Raw genomic sequence first — 15,931 nt, 5'->3', positions numbered from 1 at the left:
GGGGATCATGGGTGGTCGTCGACCATCGTGTTCCAGCGCGGTGTTTGCGCGGCGAGCAGATGGCGGACGAAGAAATCGAACTGGCGGCGGTGCACGTACCCGATCGGGCCGGTGGAGCGGCCGACCGCATGGCCGCCGCCGGGAATGGCGAGCAGGTCGAAGTCCTTTCCTGCGCGGACCAGCGCCGCGACCACCTGCATGGTCGAGGCCGGATCGACGTTCTCGTCCTGTTCGCCGACGATCAGCAGCAGCGCGCCCTGGAGCCGGTGGGCGTTCTCCACGCCCGACGCGCGTGCGTAGCTGTCGTCGACCGGCCATCCCATCCACTGTTCGTTCCAGCTGATCTTGTCCATGCGGTTGTCGTAGCAGCCGTTCCAGGCGACGCCGACCCGATAGAACTCCGGATGAAACAGCAGTCCGCCGAGCGTGCTCTGTCCGCCCGCCGACGCGCCGTAGATGCCCACGCGCGTGATGTCGTACGACGGGTCCCGCGCGGCCAGCGCGCGGTGCCAGGCGATGCGGTCGGGAAAGCCCGAGTCGCCCAGGTTCTTCCAGGCCACGTCGTGGAACGCCTTGGAGCGGTTCGCCGTGCCCATGCCGTCGATCTGCACGACGATGAAGCCCAGGTCGGCCAGCGCCTGCATGCCGATCGCCTTGTCGCCGCCGCTGTGGTAGCCGAACGGCCAGAACGTCCCGGGCACGAAGGAGTCGTGCGGGCCCGCGTAGATGTTCTCGATCACCGGATAGCGCTTGCCCGGATCATGGTCGCGCGGGCGCACCACCAGCCCCCAGATGTCGGTGGCGCCATCCCGGCCCTTGGCCACGAACGGCTCGGGCGGGCGCCAGCCGGCCGCGAGCAGCGCGTCGATGTCGCCGCGCTCGACCTCCGCCACCAGGGTGCCGTCGGCGCGGCGCAGTTCCATCACCGGCGGCACGTCCACGCGCGAGTACACGTCCACGTACCAGCGGCCGTCGGGCGACACCGCGACGTCGTGGTCGGCGTCGACATGGGTCAGGCGGACCGGCTCGCCGCCGTCGAGGCCGACGCGGAACAGGTGCCGACGATAGGGATCCCTGCCGGGGTCCATGCCACTGGCGGCGAACCAGACCACGCGCCGCGCCTCGTCGACCGCGAGCACCTCGCGCACCACCCACTCGCCACGGGTCAGCTGCCGCGGCGGCCCGCCCGCGACCACGTCGTGCAGATACAGATGCCGCCAGCCGTCGCGCTCGGAGATCCACAGCACGGCACGGCCGTCGTCGAACTCGTGGCGATACGGGCGGGAAATGTCGACGAAGCTGCGGCTGTCCTCGCGGGCGATCGCGCGCGCGACGCCGCTGTCCGCCGCCACCTCGATCAGGGCCACGTGCTGGTGGCCGCGGCGCACGTAGTCGAACGCGAACGCGCGCCCGTCGGCCCGCCAGCGGATCGGCGAAAGCCGGTACGGCTTGCCGAACAGCGCGTCGTCCACGAGCGTCGCCCGGCCGCTGTCGACCTCGACCAGCACCGGGCGCTCGACATCCACGGCGTCGCCGGGCTTGGGATAGAGCTGGGTGCGGACCTGCGGCTGGCCGCCGCCGGGCGGCGCGGTTTCCACCCGGGTGACGCGGCGCGCGGTGCCGGGCACGACCCGGTAGAAGGCCAGATACCTGGAGTCGGGCGACCACTGGATGCTCTCCGGATCGTCGAACGCTTCCGCCGAGCCCGCGTCGGCCAGCCTGCGCAGGCTGCCGTCCAGCGTGCGCCGCAGGACGATGCGATCGCCATCGGCGAACGCTTCCCAGCGGCCGTCGGGGGATCGCCTGGGCGTGTTGTCGGCCGGGACGGACAGGTCGCGCACGACACCGAATGCGCGGGGCCTGCGCGCCTGCGCCTGTTCCGGCGCGCACGCATAGGCCTCCAGGTCGCAGCGCACGCGCCCGCCGGCACCCTCGGGATGCATCGTGACCGCGCCGTCGCCGTCGAACGCGATCTGCTCGAACGGCAGGCGCAGCGGATCGTGCGCGATGCCGGTCACGGCGCGCAGCGCCTCGGCCAGGCGCGCATGATCGAAGGCGTCGGCCCTACTGCCCGTGGCCGCGTCGTAGACCACGAACCGGAAACCGCCTTCGACCGTCTTGCGGTAATGGAATCGGTGGTCCGGCAGCCACTGCGCCGGCCACACCACGTTGCGCGTCAGCCCGATCCAGCGCTCGCGCAGACCCAGCGAACGTTCGTAGTCGGCGGCGGTCGGGGCGGCGTGCGCGACACCGACCCACGCCAGCAGCGCGGCGGCGGCGATCATCGCCATGCGCCTGCTCATGCGCAGCTCCGCCAGCCCGCGCCCGCGGCAGGCATGTCCCGGCAGCCGGGCCGCGGATCGGCGCTCACGCGCCATCGTCCTCTTCCAGCGCCAGCTCTTCCGCCCGCAGGCCCGAGCGAACCGCCCATTCGTAGATGCCGTACGAGATCACCGCCACGACCAGCGTGTCCCACGGATGGGCGATCGCACCGATTCCGCCGAAGGTGCCCAGGTAGGACACCACCATGACCAGCAGGTAGAACACGATCAGCCACAGCGAACACTGCACCTGGCGACGCAGCCGCGCACGCCCGGCCGCCGACGGCAGCTTGTACAGCACGTAGGCCAGGAACATCGCGACCTGCAGGCCCAGCAGCCACGACAGCACCTGCCAGCGCGACCAGTACACGATCAACGCCGCGACCACGAACGACACCGGCCCGAGCACCGACAGCACGCGCACCCGGAACGGGCGCGCCAGGTCCGGCGCGCTTCGCCGCAGCGACGCCACCGTCACCGGCGCCACCGCGTAGCTGAGCACCAGTGCCGCGGACACCACGCCGATCAGCTTTTCCCAGGACGGGAACGGCAGCGTCCAGAATACCGACAGCGCGAAGCTCAGCCACAGCGCCGCCCGGGGAATGCCGGACTTGGCGTCCACCCGGGTCAGCGCCGGGAAGAAACCACCGCTGCGCGCCCAGCCGTAGATCACGCGCGGCGTCGCGTTCATGTAGATGTTGCCGGTGCCGCTGGGCGAGACCACCGCGTCGGCGATCACCAGCCACGCCAGCCAGCCCAGGCCGAGCGCCAGGGCGATGTCGCGATAGGGCAGCGAGTACAGGTCGGCGATGCCGCTCCAGCCGTCGGCCAACTGCCCGGTGGGGATTCCGCCGAGGAACGACAGCTGCAGCAGCACGTAGATGACGGTCGACAGCAGGATCGACAGGATCAGCGCGATCGGGATGGTGCGCTGCGGGTCGCGCACCTCGCTGGCGACCGACACGATCGGGGTCAGGCCGAGGTAGGCGAAGATGATGCCGCCGGTGGAGATCGCCGCCTGCACGCCGGCCATGCCGTACGGCGCGAAGCCGTGCACCTGCATGTTCTCGCCGTTGAAGTGCGCCAGCAGCAGCACGATCACCAGCACCGGCACCATGAACTTGAACACGCTGACGATGTTGTTGGAGATCGCGAAGCTCTTCACGCTGAAGTAGTTCAGCGCGAAGTACAGCACCAGCAGCCCGAACTGCACGATCCAGCCGATCGGGGTGGGATCGCTGGAGCCTTCCACCGTCAGCCAGGGGAACCATGCCGCCGCATACTGGCGGCTGGCGACCGCCTCGATCGCGATCAGGCTGGAGAAGGCGATCAGGGTGATGAATCCCATGAGCGATCCCAGCAGCGGCCCGTGCGAGTACTCGGGGTAGCGCACCACCCCGCCTGCGCGCGGCAGCGCGGCGCCGAGCTCGCAGTAGACCAGGCCCAGCAGGAAGACCGCGAAGCCGCCGAAGATCCACGACAGGATTCCCGCCGGGCCGGCCATCCCGGCGACGTGGCTGGCTGCGAACAGCCACCCGGAGCCGAAGATCGAGCCGAGGCCGATGAAGGTCAGGTCGGTCAGGGTGAGGCTTTTCTTGAACTTGCCGGGCGGGGCCATGGATCACCTGCGTGGAAGGAACTGGCGGGGAACTGGACGGCGGCGGGTCGGCCTCATACGAACGGCCGGTCGATCGCCGGCGAAGGCGGCGTGAACCACTGCGCGCCGCCCTCGGTGACATGGAAGTGGTCCTCGAGCCGCACGCCGAAGCGACCGGGCACCACGATCATCGGTTCGTTGCTCGCGCACATGCCCGGCTGCAGCGGCTGGCGGTTGCCGCGCACCAGGTACGGCGCCTCGTGGATGGCCAGGCCGCAACCGTGGCCGGTGCGGTGTGGCAGCCCGGGCAGGCGGTAGTCCGGCCCGAGCCCGGCCGCCTCCAGGGTCCGGCGCGCGGCCGCGTCCACGTCCTCGCAGGCGACGCCGGGGCGGATCGCCTCGAACGCGGCGCGCTGCGCCGCCTGTTCGATCTCCCAGATGCGGCGCTGCCGCTCGTCCGGCCGTCCGTAGATCCAGGTCCGGGTGATGTCCGAGTGGTAGCCCTGCACGGTGCATCCGGTGTCGATCAGCACCAGGTCGCCCTCGCGCAGGCGCTGCGCGCCCGGGATCCCGTGCGGATAGGCGGTCGCCTCGCCGAACTGCACGATGCAGAAGGTGGAGCCGTCGTCGGCGCCCAGCGCGCGATGGGCCTCGTCGATGAAGCGCACCAGCTCGTCGCTGCCCATGCCCTCGCGGGCGATGCCCGCCGCCAGCCGTTGCACCTGCAGCGTCATGTCGCAGGCCTGCTGCATCAGTGCCAGCTCGGACGGCGACTTGCGCATGCGGCAACCGTCGACGATCGGGCCGGCGTCGCCGATCGCAACCGCGTCCAGGTGCGCGCGCAGCCCGCAATGGACCGCGAAGGCGGCTTGCGGGTCCAGCGCCAGGATCCGCGCACCCCGCTCCGCCATCGCCTGCGCCACCAGCGCGTACGGATCCTCGTGCTCTTCCCACAGCCGCTTGTCGACCGGGATCGCCAGCACCGCATCGAGCGAGCCCTCCTCGAACGCCGGGCACACCATCATCGGCATGCCCGAGGCTGTGACCAGCAGCGCCACCAGTCGCTCGCTCGCGCCCCACGGCACCCCGGCGAAATAGCGCAGCGACGGGCCAGCGGTCACCAGCAGCGCATCCATGCCGTGCGCGCGCATCAGTACGCGTGCGCGTTCGATGCGCTGCAGGTATTCGTCGCCCGCGATCGCCGGGGCGCGCGCGGGCCGCTCCACGCACTGCAGCCGCGCCTGTTCCGGACGCAGGTGGCCGATCTGCCCGCTCATCCGCCGCCGCCGACGTCGGCCGTGGTCCAGCGGCCGTCGACCAGCCGCCACACGTCGCCGGGATTGGCATCGCGCAGCACCGGCGGCAGCAGCGCGTCGGGCACGTTGTCGTAGCTGTGCAGGCCGGCGAAGCGGCGGATCGCGCCGGGCATGCCGACCGAAGTGAAGCCCGGATGCGAGGTCGACGGATACGGTCCGCCATGGTTCTGCGCGGGGCTGACCGCCACGCCGGTCGGCATCCTGTCGACGATCAGGCGCCCGACCCGGACCCGCAACCGCGGCATCAGCGCCGCGGCGGCGGCGTCGTCGCCACCGTCGGCGGCGCGGTACAGCGTCGCGGTCAGGTTGCCTTCGAAGGCCTCCGCCACCGCCAGCGCCTGCGCGGTATCGGCCACCCGCACGATCAGGCCGACCGGACCGAAGGCTTCCGCCTGCAGCGCCCGTGGCGCCTCGAGGAAACGCTCGGCGTCGACTTCCAGCAGCTTCGGCTGCACCCAGTACCCGGGCCGGTCCAGATCGGCGGCGCCCGCGCGCAATTCCGCTCCCTCCGCCCGCAGCGTCTCGACCGCAGCCTCGAGGTGGCGCTTGCCGTCCGCGGAGAAGAGGACCTGGACGGGCGCGGCATCGAACCTGGCCGCGGCTTCGGCGACGAAGCGCTCGCCCGCGGCCGAACGCGGCACCACCAGCACCCCGGGACTGGTGCAGAACTGGCCGCTGCCCATGGTGCACGAGGCGAAGAACTCCTGGGCCAGCGCCGCACCGCGCTCGGCGAGCGCGCCCTCGAGCAGGAACACCGGGTTGATGCTCGACATCTCGGCGTAGAACGGCACACCGGCCGCATCGGCCAGCGCCTTCAGCACCAGACCGCCGGCGCGCCCGCCGGTGAAGCCGACGCCGCCGATCGCGGCCTGGCCGACCAGCAGCGCGGCGCTGTCGGGTTCGACGTGGTACAGCAACTGGATGGCCGCGCCCGGCAGTCCTGCGGCCAGCAGCGCCTCGTGCGCGATCGTGCCCAGCAACCGGCTGGTGCCCGGGTGCAGCGGATGCACCTTGGCGATGACCGGATTGCGCGCGGCGATCGCGGACGCGAAGTCGCTGCCGGCGATGGCGTTGAAGGCGAACGGGAAGTTGTTCGGACCGAACACCACCACCGGCTTGCCCAGCGGCCCGTAGGCCGATCGCAGGCCCGCGGCGGTGTCGATCACCGGATGCGCCCAGCTCCACTCGCGCACCGCGCGCGCGGCCTGGCGCAGCTGTCCCGTGGTTCGCGGCAGTTCGACATCGCGCAGCCGCGGCGACACCGGCAACGCGGTTTCCAGGTGCGCCAGCGCCACCAGGTCCGCGGCGCGGCGCTCGATGCCGGACGCATAGGCTTCGAGGAAGCCGGCGATGCGCCCGGGTTCGGCGGTCGCGAACCGCTGCGCCACCGCACAGGCTGCGGCCACCGCTTCTTCGACCTCGCGGCGGGAACTGACCGGATACGGCTCGCCGATCGCCTCGCCGGTGACAGGGCTGCGGGCCTGCAGCGAACCCGCCGGCTCGACCGCCTCGCGCCAGGCGCCCGCCACCAGTACCGGTTGCAGTCGGGCCATGCTCACAGCTTCGGGCGCGTGTCGACCGCGTGCGCGATGATCTGCAGCGCCGCCTCGCGCTCGGCGCCGTCCAGCGGCAGACGCGGCGCGCGCACGCGTTCGTTGCCCCAGCCCACCGACTGCTGCGTGAGCTTGATCAGCTGCACGAACTTCGGCACGGTGTCCAGGCGCAGCAGCGGCAGGAACCAGTCGTAGAGCTCCCTGGCCGCGGCATAGCCGCCTTCGCGGGCACGGTCGAACAGGGCCACCGACTCGTGCGGATAGGCGTTGACCTGACCCGCGATCCAGCCCGTCGCGCCCATCGCGATGCCTTCGACGATGGCGTCGTCGATGCCGGTCATCAGCACCAGGCGATCGCCGATCAGTTCCTGGATCCCGGCCAGGCGGCGGATGTCGCCGGAGGATTCCTTGACCGCCTCGACCTGCGGAAACTCGTCGGCCAGCTCGGCGACCTGCGCGGCGGAGAAGTCGGTCCGGTAGGCGATCGGGTTGTTGTAGACCAGGATCGGCAACGCGGTGGCGTTGGCGATCGCGCGGAAGTGGGCCCTGGTTTCCTTCCAGTCGGTCGAATACGCATAGGCCGGCAGGACCATCAGCCCGCGCGCGCCTTCGGCTTCGCAGGCCCTGGCCAGGCGCACCGCCTCGTCGGTCGAAAGCGAGCCGATGCCGGGGATGACCGGCGCGCGCTGGCCGAGCGCCGTCACCAGGGTGCGGACGATCGCGACCTTCTCGTCGAACGACAACGTCGCGCTCTCCCCCAGCGAGCCCAGCGGCACCACGCCGATGCAGCCGGCGTCGATCTGCCACAGGGCGTGCCTGGCCAGGAACGCGTGATCGACCTGGCCATCTTCGGCGAAGGGGGTGGTGATCGCGGGGATGACGCCCTGCCACATGCTCTTGCTCATTTCAGACTCCTGGGAACGGATCCGTGGCGGCACCGGCGTCATACGTCGCGAGCACCCCCAGCGGAATGGGAAAAACGGGCAGGCGGACTCCACTCCAGGGGAATCGCCCGAGTTCGGAAAGCGCGGCACCGCAGATCCGGCCCTGGCAAGGGCCCATGCCGCACCGGGTCAACAGCCTGGCCTCGCGCGCGTCGCGCATCGGCGCAAGCGCTGCGAAGCTGACGTCCTCGCACCGGCAGATCGTGGTGTCGGCTTCGGCCGTCGTGCGCACCGCATCGCGCAGGGCGAACCGGCGCGCGAGGCTGGCGGCGAACCGGCGCGCGTGCCGGCGCCGGGGCAGCAACGCGCGCGCGTGCCCGGGGTGGCCGGCTGCGGCATGGCCGGCGATCCCGCCCTCCGCCAGCGCGCAGTCCAGTCCGCCGATACCGCAGGCCTCGCCGGCCGCATAGACACCGTCCACGCTCGTGCCCTGGCGCTCGTCGACGACCACATGTGGATGCGTGGCCGTGGCCTGCAGCTCGCAACCGAGCATCTGCGCCAACTCGACATTCGGCACCAGGCCGAACGCGCAGGCCAGCTGGTCGCAATCGAGCGTCACCCGGCGGCCACCGACCTGCAGTTCCACGGCCTGCAGCCGGCCTTCGCCGAGCGCGCGCAGCACATGGCTGCCGGTGCGGTACGGCACCTCGCGCAGGGCGAACCGCAACTGCGCCGCCTGCACCGCCTTGCCCGGCCAGCGCCAGAGTCCGGCCGCGAACGCGGTCACCTCGCTGCGGGCCGCCTGCTCGTGGATGCCCAGGACCTTCGCGCCGTGGTCCTGCAGCGTCCGCGCCGAGGCCAGCAGCAGCGGTCCGCTGCCGGCCACGACCACGCGGCTGCCGCGCACCGGCCAGCCCTGCTTGGCCAGAGCCTGCGCACCGCCCGCGCCGGTGACGCCGGGCAGGGTCCAGCCGGGGAACGGCAACAGCAGTTCGCGCGCGCCGGTGGCCAGCACCAGCGCCTGGTAATCGATCTTGATCGCGTTGTCGCCGGAGCGCACCAGCAACCGGCGGCCGGCATTGGCGACCACCTCGGCGTGCATGCACAGCGACACACGGGGAAACGCATGCAGCGCGGACCGCAGACGCTGCGCCGGCAGCGGCGCGCCGTGGACCACGTCCTGGCGCCAGACCTGTCCGCCGGGCTGCGGCTGCGGATCCACCACCAGCACCGTCGCGCCGTGCGAGGCGGCGGCCTGCGCGGCCGCCAGCCCGGCCGGGCCGGCGCCGACGATCGCGACATCGCACTGCAGGCGGCGCTCAGTCATCGGTCAGCACCACCATGCCCTCGGCCGCCGGCAACTGGCAGGTGCGCTGCTGCGGGCAGCCGTCGACATTCGCCCGGCATTCGAAGCACACGCCCATTCCGCACACGGGCGCGCGCCGCTGGCCGCTGCACGACAGGCGCCCGGGCGCGCCCGCCTGCGCGATCGCGGCGGCCACGCTGGTGCCGGACATGACCGCGAGCTTGCGCCCGTCGATCGTGATGCGGACCGTGGACGCGCTCACGCCAGCACTCTCGCGGGATCGAACGGCGCGGGATCGATGGCCGTCGGGCGTCCATCGATCAGGTCCAGCAGCAGATGCGCGGTGCCGGTCGAGGTGGTGACGCCCAGACCCTCGTGCCCGGCCGCCACCCATGTTCCCCGGCGCCCGGAGACCGCGCCGATGTATGGGCGCCCGTCGCGCGTACACGGGCGCAGGCCGGTCCACACGCGAATCGCCTGCAGTCCGCGCAGCGCCGGCAGGTAGCGCAGCGCGCGCCCGAGCATCCTGCGCAGCACCGGGAGATCGACCTCGCGCCCGGTCCGGTCCCGCTCTCGCGAGGATCCGATCAGCAGTTGCCCGGTCGGCCGCGGTTGCACGTTGAACGCCACGCTGACGTCGTCGTCGCCATGCGCGCTGTCGGCGTAGCCGAGCTCCAGCAACTGGTGACGCACGATGCCCGGGTGGCGGTCCGTGATCACCAGGTGGCCACGACGCACGTGCATGGGGAGCTCCGGCAGCAGTTCGCCACTGGCGCCGCCGGCCGCGACCAGCACCGGTCCGTGCAGGATCTCGCCATCGTCCAGTTCGGCCGCCTCGTCGCGCAGGCGCAGCACGCGGCGGCCCGCGTACAGGCTGGCGCCGGCCGCGACGCTGCGGTCCACCAGCCAGTGGGCGATGCGCGGCGGGTACACCACCGACTCGCGCGCGACCAGCATGCCACCGGCGAGATCGCCCGCCAGCGCAGGTTCCAGCTGTCGCAGTCGCGCGGCGTCGACGGCCTCGGCATGCACGCCGGCAGCCGCCAGGCGCGCAATCTTCGCCGGCAATGCCTGCATCTCCGCCTCGTCCGCCGCCACCCACAGCGTGCCGCAGCGGCTGAACTCGGCCTCGGCGAGCTCGGCGTATCGTTCCCACAGCCCGAGCGAATAGTGGCTCAGGGCCAGCTCCGCCGGATCGTCGTCCATGGCGACGAGGTGACCCATCGACGCGGCGGTGGCGCCGCCACCGACCAGCCCGGATTCCACGATCGCCACCTTGCGCCCCCTGGCCACGGCCAGGCTCGCGCAATGCGCGCCGACGATGCCGGCGCCGACGACGATCAGGTCGTACGCGGCCACGTCAGGGGCGCTTCGCGCCGATACCCCAGGCGAACGGGTCGTCGGCGTCGATCAGAATCTCGGTGCTGGCCGTGATCCAGGCCTGTCCGGTGATGCGCGGCAGCACCCCCCGGGTGCCCTTGCGATAGCTGCACTCGAACGCGCTGCCGAGGATGCCCTGCTGCACCCACACCTCGCCCTCGGCCAGCGCCCGGTCGGCGGCCAGGCAGGCCAGCTTGGCGCTGGTGCCGGTGCCGCAGGGCGAGCGGTCGTAGGCGCCTCCCGGACACATCACGAAGTTGCGCGCACCGGAGCCGTCCGGCGCCCGGCCGCTGACTTCGACGTGGTCGATCACGCCGCTGTCCCCGCCGCGGATCCCGGCGGCATCGATCGCCCGCTGCACCGCCAGCGTGTAGGCGGTCAGCTCGGGCTCGTGCGCCAGGTCCAGCGGCACCGGCGACTGCCCGGTGATGAAGAACCAGTTGCCGCCCCAGGCCACGTCGCCGACCACGCTGCCATGGCCCGGCACGTCCACGGCCACGCCGGCGCGCGCGCGATAGCTTTCGACGTTGTCGATCGACACCCGGCCGTCGTCGTGCAGGACGACGCCGACCACGCCCACCGGCGTCTCGATCAGGTGCTCGCCCGGGCCGATGCGCCCGAGATGCGCCAGGGTCCGGATCAGGCCGATCGTGCCGTGGCCGCACATGCCGAGGTAGCCGACGTTGTTGAAGAAGATCACCCCCGTGCAGCAGCGCGGGTCGACCGGTTCCTGCAGCAGCGCACCGACCACGGTGTCCGAGCCGCGCGGCTCGCAGGCGACGGCGCTGCGCCAATGGTCGAAGCGCTCGCGGAACAGCGCGCAGCGATCGGCAAGGCTGCCGCGCCCGAGGTCGGGGAAGCCGGACAACACCACTCGCGTGGGTTCGCCGGCCGTGTGCGAGTCGATGGCGAGGAGTTTCTGCATGGCGGCCATCTTCCGCTCCGCGGCGAGCGCGGCGCTAGGACGAGCTCGACTCTTCCAGTGCGGAAATATGCATAATGGAACTCGACAGGAAGGCTCTGGAGCCCTTCAGCACGGGACGCAACGGGCCAGCGAGGCCCACGACACTTGACGCAATGCAGCACAACCGGGAACCGCCGCCATCGACGTCGTATTGCCACCGGACGACCTGCAGAACATCTTCGACGCGCTGCCCGACGTCGTGTTCTTCATCAAGGACCACCGCGGCCGGTACACGCACGTCAACCAGACGCTGGTGCAACGACTCGGCCTGAAACGGCGCGGCGACATCATCGGCAAGACCGTGGTGGAACTGTTCCCTGCGCGCCTTTCCGGCACCTACATGATGCAGGACCAGCGGGTGCTCGCCGGCGAGGTCATCGAGAACCAGCTCGAACTGCATCTGTACGCGAACCGGGCCCACGGCTGGTGCCTGACGTTCAAGCAACCGATCGTCATCGACGGCGACATCGTCGGCCTGACCGGCGTGTCCCGGGACCTGGGACAGCCGGACAGCCAGCACAGCGCGTTCGCGCGCCTGCAGCGCACGCTCGACCACATGCAGGTGCACCGCGGCGAGCCGCTGCGGGTGCAGGCGCTGGCACGGACCGCCGGCGTCTCCGTCGCCCAGCTCGAGCGCCTGTTCAAGCGCGTGTTCCAGCTCACGCCGCAGCAGTTGCTGACCAAGCTGCGGATCGAAGCCGCGATGCGCCTGCTGCACACGGACGTGAGCATCGCCGAGATCGCCCACAGCTGCGGCTTCTCCGACCAGAGCGCGTTCGCGCGCCAGTTCAAGTCCACGGTCGGCATGCCGCCGCGCGACTACCGCGCGATGGTGCGCTGACCGCGCCCGGCTCCGGCGCACGCGCGGTCGGCGACAAGGAGGATCGGGACCGGGTGGTAGCATGTGCGGCCGCCGGCTACTCCCTGCGCCCGGCCGATCCGATTCCTGCCCGATGATCCGACTGTTTGGCCGCAAGACACCCGCTACCGACACCGGCCGGGACGCGGACGACCAGACGGCCCGGCCCCGGCCCCGCTACGGGCCAGAGGAACTCGCCGCGGCGTTCCCGACCGCGCCTGCCGGGCCCGGCACCGCCGACCATGACGCGTCGACGCCCGCAGCCGGAGCCGATGCCGTGGCCGCGGATTCTCCACCGCCCGCGCAGCCGGAGCGCCCACCGGCGCCCGCCGCGGCGGAGTCCGGCGCCACCCTCCCCGCGGCGCCTGCCGGCAGGACCGGCTGGCGCGAACGCCTGCGCGGCAGCGGCTTCGCGCGCAGCTTCGGCGGCCTGTTCTCGCGCAATCCCAAGCTCGACGACGACCTGCTCGACGAGATCGAGACCGCGCTGCTGACCGCCGACGTGGGCGTCGCCGCGACCACGCAACTGGTTGAAGGCCTGCGCAAGCGGATGAAGGCGCGCGAGTTCGCCGACGCCAGCGCCCTGCTCGCCGCGTTGCGCACGGACCTGATCGCGCTGCTGCAGCCCGTCGCGCAGCCCTTGCGCATCGATGCAGCCAAAAAGCCGTTCGTGATCCTCACCGTCGGCGTCAACGGCGTCGGCAAGACCACCACCATCGGCAAGCTCGCGCGTCGTTTCAAGGACGAGGGCCATGCGCTGATGCTCGCCGCCGGCGACACCTTCCGCGCAGCCGCGGTGGCGCAGTTGCAGGCCTGGGGCGAACGCAACGACGTGGCGGTGATCGCGCAGGGCCAGGATGCCGACCCGGCCTCGGTCGCGTTCGATGCATTGCAGGCGGCGAAGGCGCGCGGCACCCAGGTGCTGATCGCCGATACCGCCGGCCGCCTGCACACCCAGCAGGGGCTGATGGCGGAACTGGGCAAGATCCGGCGCGTACTCGGCAAGCTCGATCCCACCGCGCCGCACGAGGTGCTGATGGTCATCGACGGCACCACCGGCCAGAACGCGCTGTCGCAGCTGCGGCAGTTCCATGCCGCGGTCGGCGTCACCGGCCTGGTGGTCACCAAGCTCGACGGCACGGCCAAGGGCGGCGTGGTGTTCGCGCTGGCGCGCGAGTTCGGCATCCCGATCCGCTTCGCCGGCATCGGCGAGCGCCCGGAGGACCTGCGCGTGTTCGACGCGCAGGCCTTCGTCGACGCCCTGCTGCCCGAATCGCTCGGCGGGTGAACGCAGCCGCACGCCCGGCCGGGACGCCGCGGGCGCGCCGGCGCTGGCCGCGCATGCTGCTGTGGTTGTGTGCGGCTCCGCTGGCACTGCTGGTCGTGCTGTGGCTGGCGGTGTGGCTGGCATTGCCGCCCGAGCGCGTGATGCCGATGGTGCTGGCGCGCATCGGCGCATCGATGAACCTCGAGATCAGCGCCGAGGGCGACCCGGCCTCGCGCTTCGGCGCGCAGCCCAGCTTCGTGGTGCGCAACGTGATCGCGCGCGAGCCGGGTGCGGAGCGGCCGCTGCTGCAGGCGCGACGGCTCGTGGTGGCGCTGCCCTGGAGCACGATCCGCAGCCTCGGCGACACCCTTGATCTCGTGCGCATCGAACTCGACGAACCGGTCGTGGACGTGGCCGCGCTGCAGCACTGGCTGGCCACGCGCCCGCCGGGCGAGGGTCGCCTGCCGACGCTGTCGGACGGGCTGCGCGTGCGCGAAGGCCGCATCGTCGGCGGCACGTGGCGGATCGAAGCGCTCGACCTCTCGGTGCCGCGCCTGCATCCCGAACAGCCACTGCGCGCACAAGGCGCCGGGCGCTACCTCGATGCGTCGACGCGGGCACCGTTCGATCTGGCCGCCACACTGATGCGTCCGGCCAGCGGTCGCGGCTTCGCCATCGCCGGCGCGGTCGTGCCTGCGCAAGGCGACTGGCAGTTGCCCGCGTGGATCACGCTGTCGGGCGCGCTGCACTGGAACGATGGCATCCGTCTGCTTCCCGCCAGGTTCGGCGCCAGCGGGCGTTATCTGTCCGGCGAGACCTCGGTGCCGTTCTCGCTCGGCCTGCACGGGCCGCTGCGTGCGCACGACGGCAACTGGACGCTGGTCCCGGCCGGCGCGGCGCTGCGCGGTGGCGGCCTGGTACCCGCGTTCGACGCTCGCGGCCGCCTTGGTTTCGGCCGGCGCCTGCTGCTGGATCTCGATGGCCGCATCGCCCGCTGGCCCGAAGCGTGGCCCGCGCTGCCGCCGCCGCTGGGCGGCTCGCGCGAACCATTGACACTCTCGCTTGCCTACCTCGGTGCGCCGGACCTGTCCGCTCCGCTCGCACTGCGCGCCCAGCGCGACGACGTGCGCTTCGACGGCCGCCTCGACGTGCCCGCGCTGGTGGCCTGGGCCACGTCGGCGCAGCCCGACTCCCTGCTGCCTCCGCTCGACGGGCGGCTCGAGGCCGCGCGCATCGAGATCTCCGGTGCGCAGCTCGAAGGCGTGGTGGTCGAGTTCGAGGATGGACCCGCCGCGGCGCCGGCGCCCGCGCCATGAACAGGACGCCTGGTGGCGACCCGTTCGCGACGCACCTGCTGCAGTGGTTCGACGTCTCCGGCCGCCACGACCTGCCCTGGCAGCACCCGCGCACGCCCTACCGCGTGTGGCTCTCGGAGATCATGCTGCAGCAGACCCAGGTGCGGGTGGTGGTGCCCTACTTCGAGCGCTTCGTCGCAGCCCTGCCCGACGTGCCCGCGCTCGCGGCCGCCCCGCTCGACGACGTGCTCGCGCTGTGGTCGGGCCTGGGCTACTACGCCCGCGCGCGCAACCTGCACGCCGCCGCAAAGCTATGCGTGCAGCGGCACGCCGGTGGACTGCCAGGGGATTTCGATGCGCTGCTCGCGCTGCCCGGCATCGGCCGCAGCACCGCCGGCGCGATCCTGTCGCAGGCCTTTGGCGAGCGCGTGCCGATCCTCGACGGCAACGTCAAGCGCGTGCTGTGCCGCGTCCACGGCGTCGAGGGCTGGCCCGGCATGCCCGCGATCGAGAAACACCTGTGGACGATCGCCGAAGCGCACGTGTACGGCGTGCCCGCGGGCCGCATGGCCGACTACACCCAGGCGCAGATGGATTTCGGCGCGACGCTGTGCACCCGCCACGATCCGGCCTGCATGCTGTGCCCGCTGCAGCACGACTGCGAGGCGCTGCGCGACGGCCGGGTCGAGGAGCTGCCCACGCCCAAGCCCGGCAAGCCGCTGCCCGAACGCCATGCGCTCGCGCTGCTGCTGCACGATGCGCAAGGCCGCGTGCTGTTGCAGCGGCGCCCGCCGACCGGGATCTGGGCCGCGCTGTGGTCGCTGCCCGAGCATCCCGATCACGACCAGGCCCGCGCCTGGTTCGGTGGCCACGTCGGCGAGGGCTACGACACTGGCGAAGCGCTCGACCCGATCGCCCATGGCTTCACCCACTACCGCCTGACCCTCCAGCCGCTGGAATGGCGCGAGGCCGTCCTGGCCGCCCGCGTACGCGACGACGACGACCTGCGCTGGGTCGCGCGCGACGAACTGCTTTCGCTCGGCATCCCCGCCCCCATCCGCAGCCTGCTGGAACGCCGCCTCCCGTAGCAGCGCCTTCAGGCGCGATGCTTTTCAGGCCGTCGCCGCGCATGCAGGAAAAACATCGCGCCCGAAGGCGCTCCTACAATGGGGGCCCGCCTCCCCCGGAA

At 72.0% G+C, this 15,931-nt stretch carries 13 protein-coding genes; 4 read left to right on the top strand and 9 right to left on the bottom strand.

From position 1 onward, the window contains the following. Positions 1-5 precede the first annotated feature (5 nt). The 9 genes from JMO03_RS12905 to JMO03_RS12865 all read right to left on the bottom strand — a co-directional run bounded on the left by JMO03_RS12905 (position 6) and on the right by JMO03_RS12865 (position 11,282). Complete coding sequence (locus JMO03_RS12905; protein ID WP_238346157.1) at positions 6-2,303, bottom strand: S9 family peptidase; 2,298 nt, start codon at positions 2,301-2,303, stop codon at positions 6-8. Between the two features lie 64 nt (positions 2,304-2,367). After that, positions 2,368-3,939, bottom strand: a complete 1,572-nt coding sequence (locus JMO03_RS12900) for an APC family permease (protein WP_202843938.1) — start codon at positions 3,937-3,939, stop codon at positions 2,368-2,370. A 53-nt stretch (positions 3,940-3,992) separates the two neighbouring features. Beyond that, positions 3,993-5,195, bottom strand: a complete 1,203-nt coding sequence (locus JMO03_RS12895; protein ID WP_202843937.1) for a M24 family metallopeptidase — start codon at positions 5,193-5,195, stop codon at positions 3,993-3,995. Beyond that, positions 5,192-6,787: an aldehyde dehydrogenase family protein gene (locus JMO03_RS12890; RefSeq protein WP_202843936.1), complete on the bottom strand. Its 1,596-nt coding sequence runs from the start codon at positions 6,785-6,787 to the stop codon at positions 5,192-5,194. Before JMO03_RS12890 ends, JMO03_RS12895 begins: the two co-directional genes overlap by 4 nt. A gap of 2 nt (positions 6,788-6,789) precedes the next feature. Further along, positions 6,790-7,692, bottom strand: a complete 903-nt coding sequence (locus tag JMO03_RS12885; RefSeq protein ID WP_202843935.1) for a dihydrodipicolinate synthase family protein — start codon at positions 7,690-7,692, stop codon at positions 6,790-6,792. Position 7,693: 1 nt separating this feature from the next. Beyond that, on the bottom strand, positions 7,694-8,998 hold the full coding sequence (locus tag JMO03_RS12880) for an NAD(P)/FAD-dependent oxidoreductase (protein WP_202843934.1): 1,305 nt from the start codon (positions 8,996-8,998) through the stop codon (positions 7,694-7,696). Further along, positions 8,991-9,188: a 2Fe-2S iron-sulfur cluster-binding protein gene (locus JMO03_RS12875; protein WP_238346193.1), complete on the bottom strand. Its 198-nt coding sequence runs from the start codon at positions 9,186-9,188 to the stop codon at positions 8,991-8,993. The genes JMO03_RS12880 and JMO03_RS12875 overlap by 8 nt, the downstream gene beginning before the upstream one ends. Before the next feature lie 47 nt (positions 9,189-9,235). Continuing rightward, positions 9,236-10,336: an FAD-dependent oxidoreductase gene (locus JMO03_RS12870; RefSeq protein WP_202843930.1), complete on the bottom strand. Its 1,101-nt coding sequence runs from the start codon at positions 10,334-10,336 to the stop codon at positions 9,236-9,238. A 1-nt stretch (position 10,337) separates the two neighbouring features. Beyond that, on the bottom strand, positions 10,338-11,282 hold the full coding sequence (locus JMO03_RS12865; RefSeq protein ID WP_202843928.1) for a proline racemase family protein: 945 nt from the start codon (positions 11,280-11,282) through the stop codon (positions 10,338-10,340). Positions 11,283-11,460: 178 nt separating this feature from the next. Between JMO03_RS12865 and JMO03_RS12860 the strand changes: the two genes are divergently transcribed. The 4 genes from JMO03_RS12860 (at position 11,461) to mutY (ending at position 15,830) form a co-directional block, all read left to right on the top strand. Then, positions 11,461-12,162: a helix-turn-helix domain-containing protein gene (locus tag JMO03_RS12860; protein ID WP_202844510.1), complete on the top strand. Its 702-nt coding sequence runs from the start codon at positions 11,461-11,463 to the stop codon at positions 12,160-12,162. Positions 12,163-12,274: 112 nt separating this feature from the next. Next, entirely contained in the window at positions 12,275-13,468 is a 1,194-nt protein-coding gene (gene ftsY, locus JMO03_RS12855) for a signal recognition particle-docking protein FtsY (RefSeq protein ID WP_202843926.1), read from the top strand. Then, entirely contained in the window at positions 13,465-14,763 is a 1,299-nt protein-coding gene (locus JMO03_RS12850) for a hypothetical protein (protein WP_202843925.1), read from the top strand. The genes ftsY and JMO03_RS12850 overlap by 4 nt, the downstream gene beginning before the upstream one ends. Continuing rightward, positions 14,760-15,830, top strand: a complete 1,071-nt coding sequence (mutY, locus tag JMO03_RS12845; RefSeq protein WP_202843923.1) for an A/G-specific adenine glycosylase — start codon at positions 14,760-14,762, stop codon at positions 15,828-15,830. Before JMO03_RS12850 ends, mutY begins: the two co-directional genes overlap by 4 nt. Positions 15,831-15,931 lie beyond the last annotated feature (101 nt).

The organism is Luteimonas saliphila, from assembly GCF_016774335.1.
Lineage (GTDB): Bacteria > Pseudomonadota > Gammaproteobacteria > Xanthomonadales > Xanthomonadaceae > Luteimonas > Luteimonas saliphila.
Note: the sequence above shows the minus strand (reverse complement) of the source record. Positions and strands in the feature narration are given on the sequence as shown.

Excerpts from the sequence above, each read along its gene's own strand:
- JMO03_RS12905 (WP_238346157.1), bottom strand. The coding sequence starts at position 2,303 with ATGAGCAGGCGCATGGCGATGATCGCCGCCGCCGCGCTGCTGGCGTGG.
- JMO03_RS12900 (WP_202843938.1), bottom strand. The coding sequence starts at position 3,939 with ATGGCCCCGCCCGGCAAGTTCAAGAAAAGCCTCACCCTGACCGACCTG.
- JMO03_RS12895 (WP_202843937.1), bottom strand. The coding sequence starts at position 5,195 with ATGAGCGGGCAGATCGGCCACCTGCGTCCGGAACAGGCGCGGCTGCAG.
- JMO03_RS12890 (WP_202843936.1), bottom strand. The coding sequence starts at position 6,787 with ATGGCCCGACTGCAACCGGTACTGGTGGCGGGCGCCTGGCGCGAGGCG.
- JMO03_RS12885 (WP_202843935.1), bottom strand. The coding sequence starts at position 7,692 with ATGAGCAAGAGCATGTGGCAGGGCGTCATCCCCGCGATCACCACCCCC.
- JMO03_RS12880 (WP_202843934.1), bottom strand. The coding sequence starts at position 8,998 with ATGACTGAGCGCCGCCTGCAGTGCGATGTCGCGATCGTCGGCGCCGGC.
- JMO03_RS12875 (WP_238346193.1), bottom strand. The coding sequence starts at position 9,188 with ATGTCCGGCACCAGCGTGGCCGCCGCGATCGCGCAGGCGGGCGCGCCC.
- JMO03_RS12865 (WP_202843928.1), bottom strand. The coding sequence starts at position 11,282 with ATGCAGAAACTCCTCGCCATCGACTCGCACACGGCCGGCGAACCCACG.
- ftsY (WP_202843926.1), top strand. The coding sequence starts at position 12,275 with ATGATCCGACTGTTTGGCCGCAAGACACCCGCTACCGACACCGGCCGG.
- mutY (WP_202843923.1), top strand. The coding sequence starts at position 14,760 with ATGAACAGGACGCCTGGTGGCGACCCGTTCGCGACGCACCTGCTGCAG.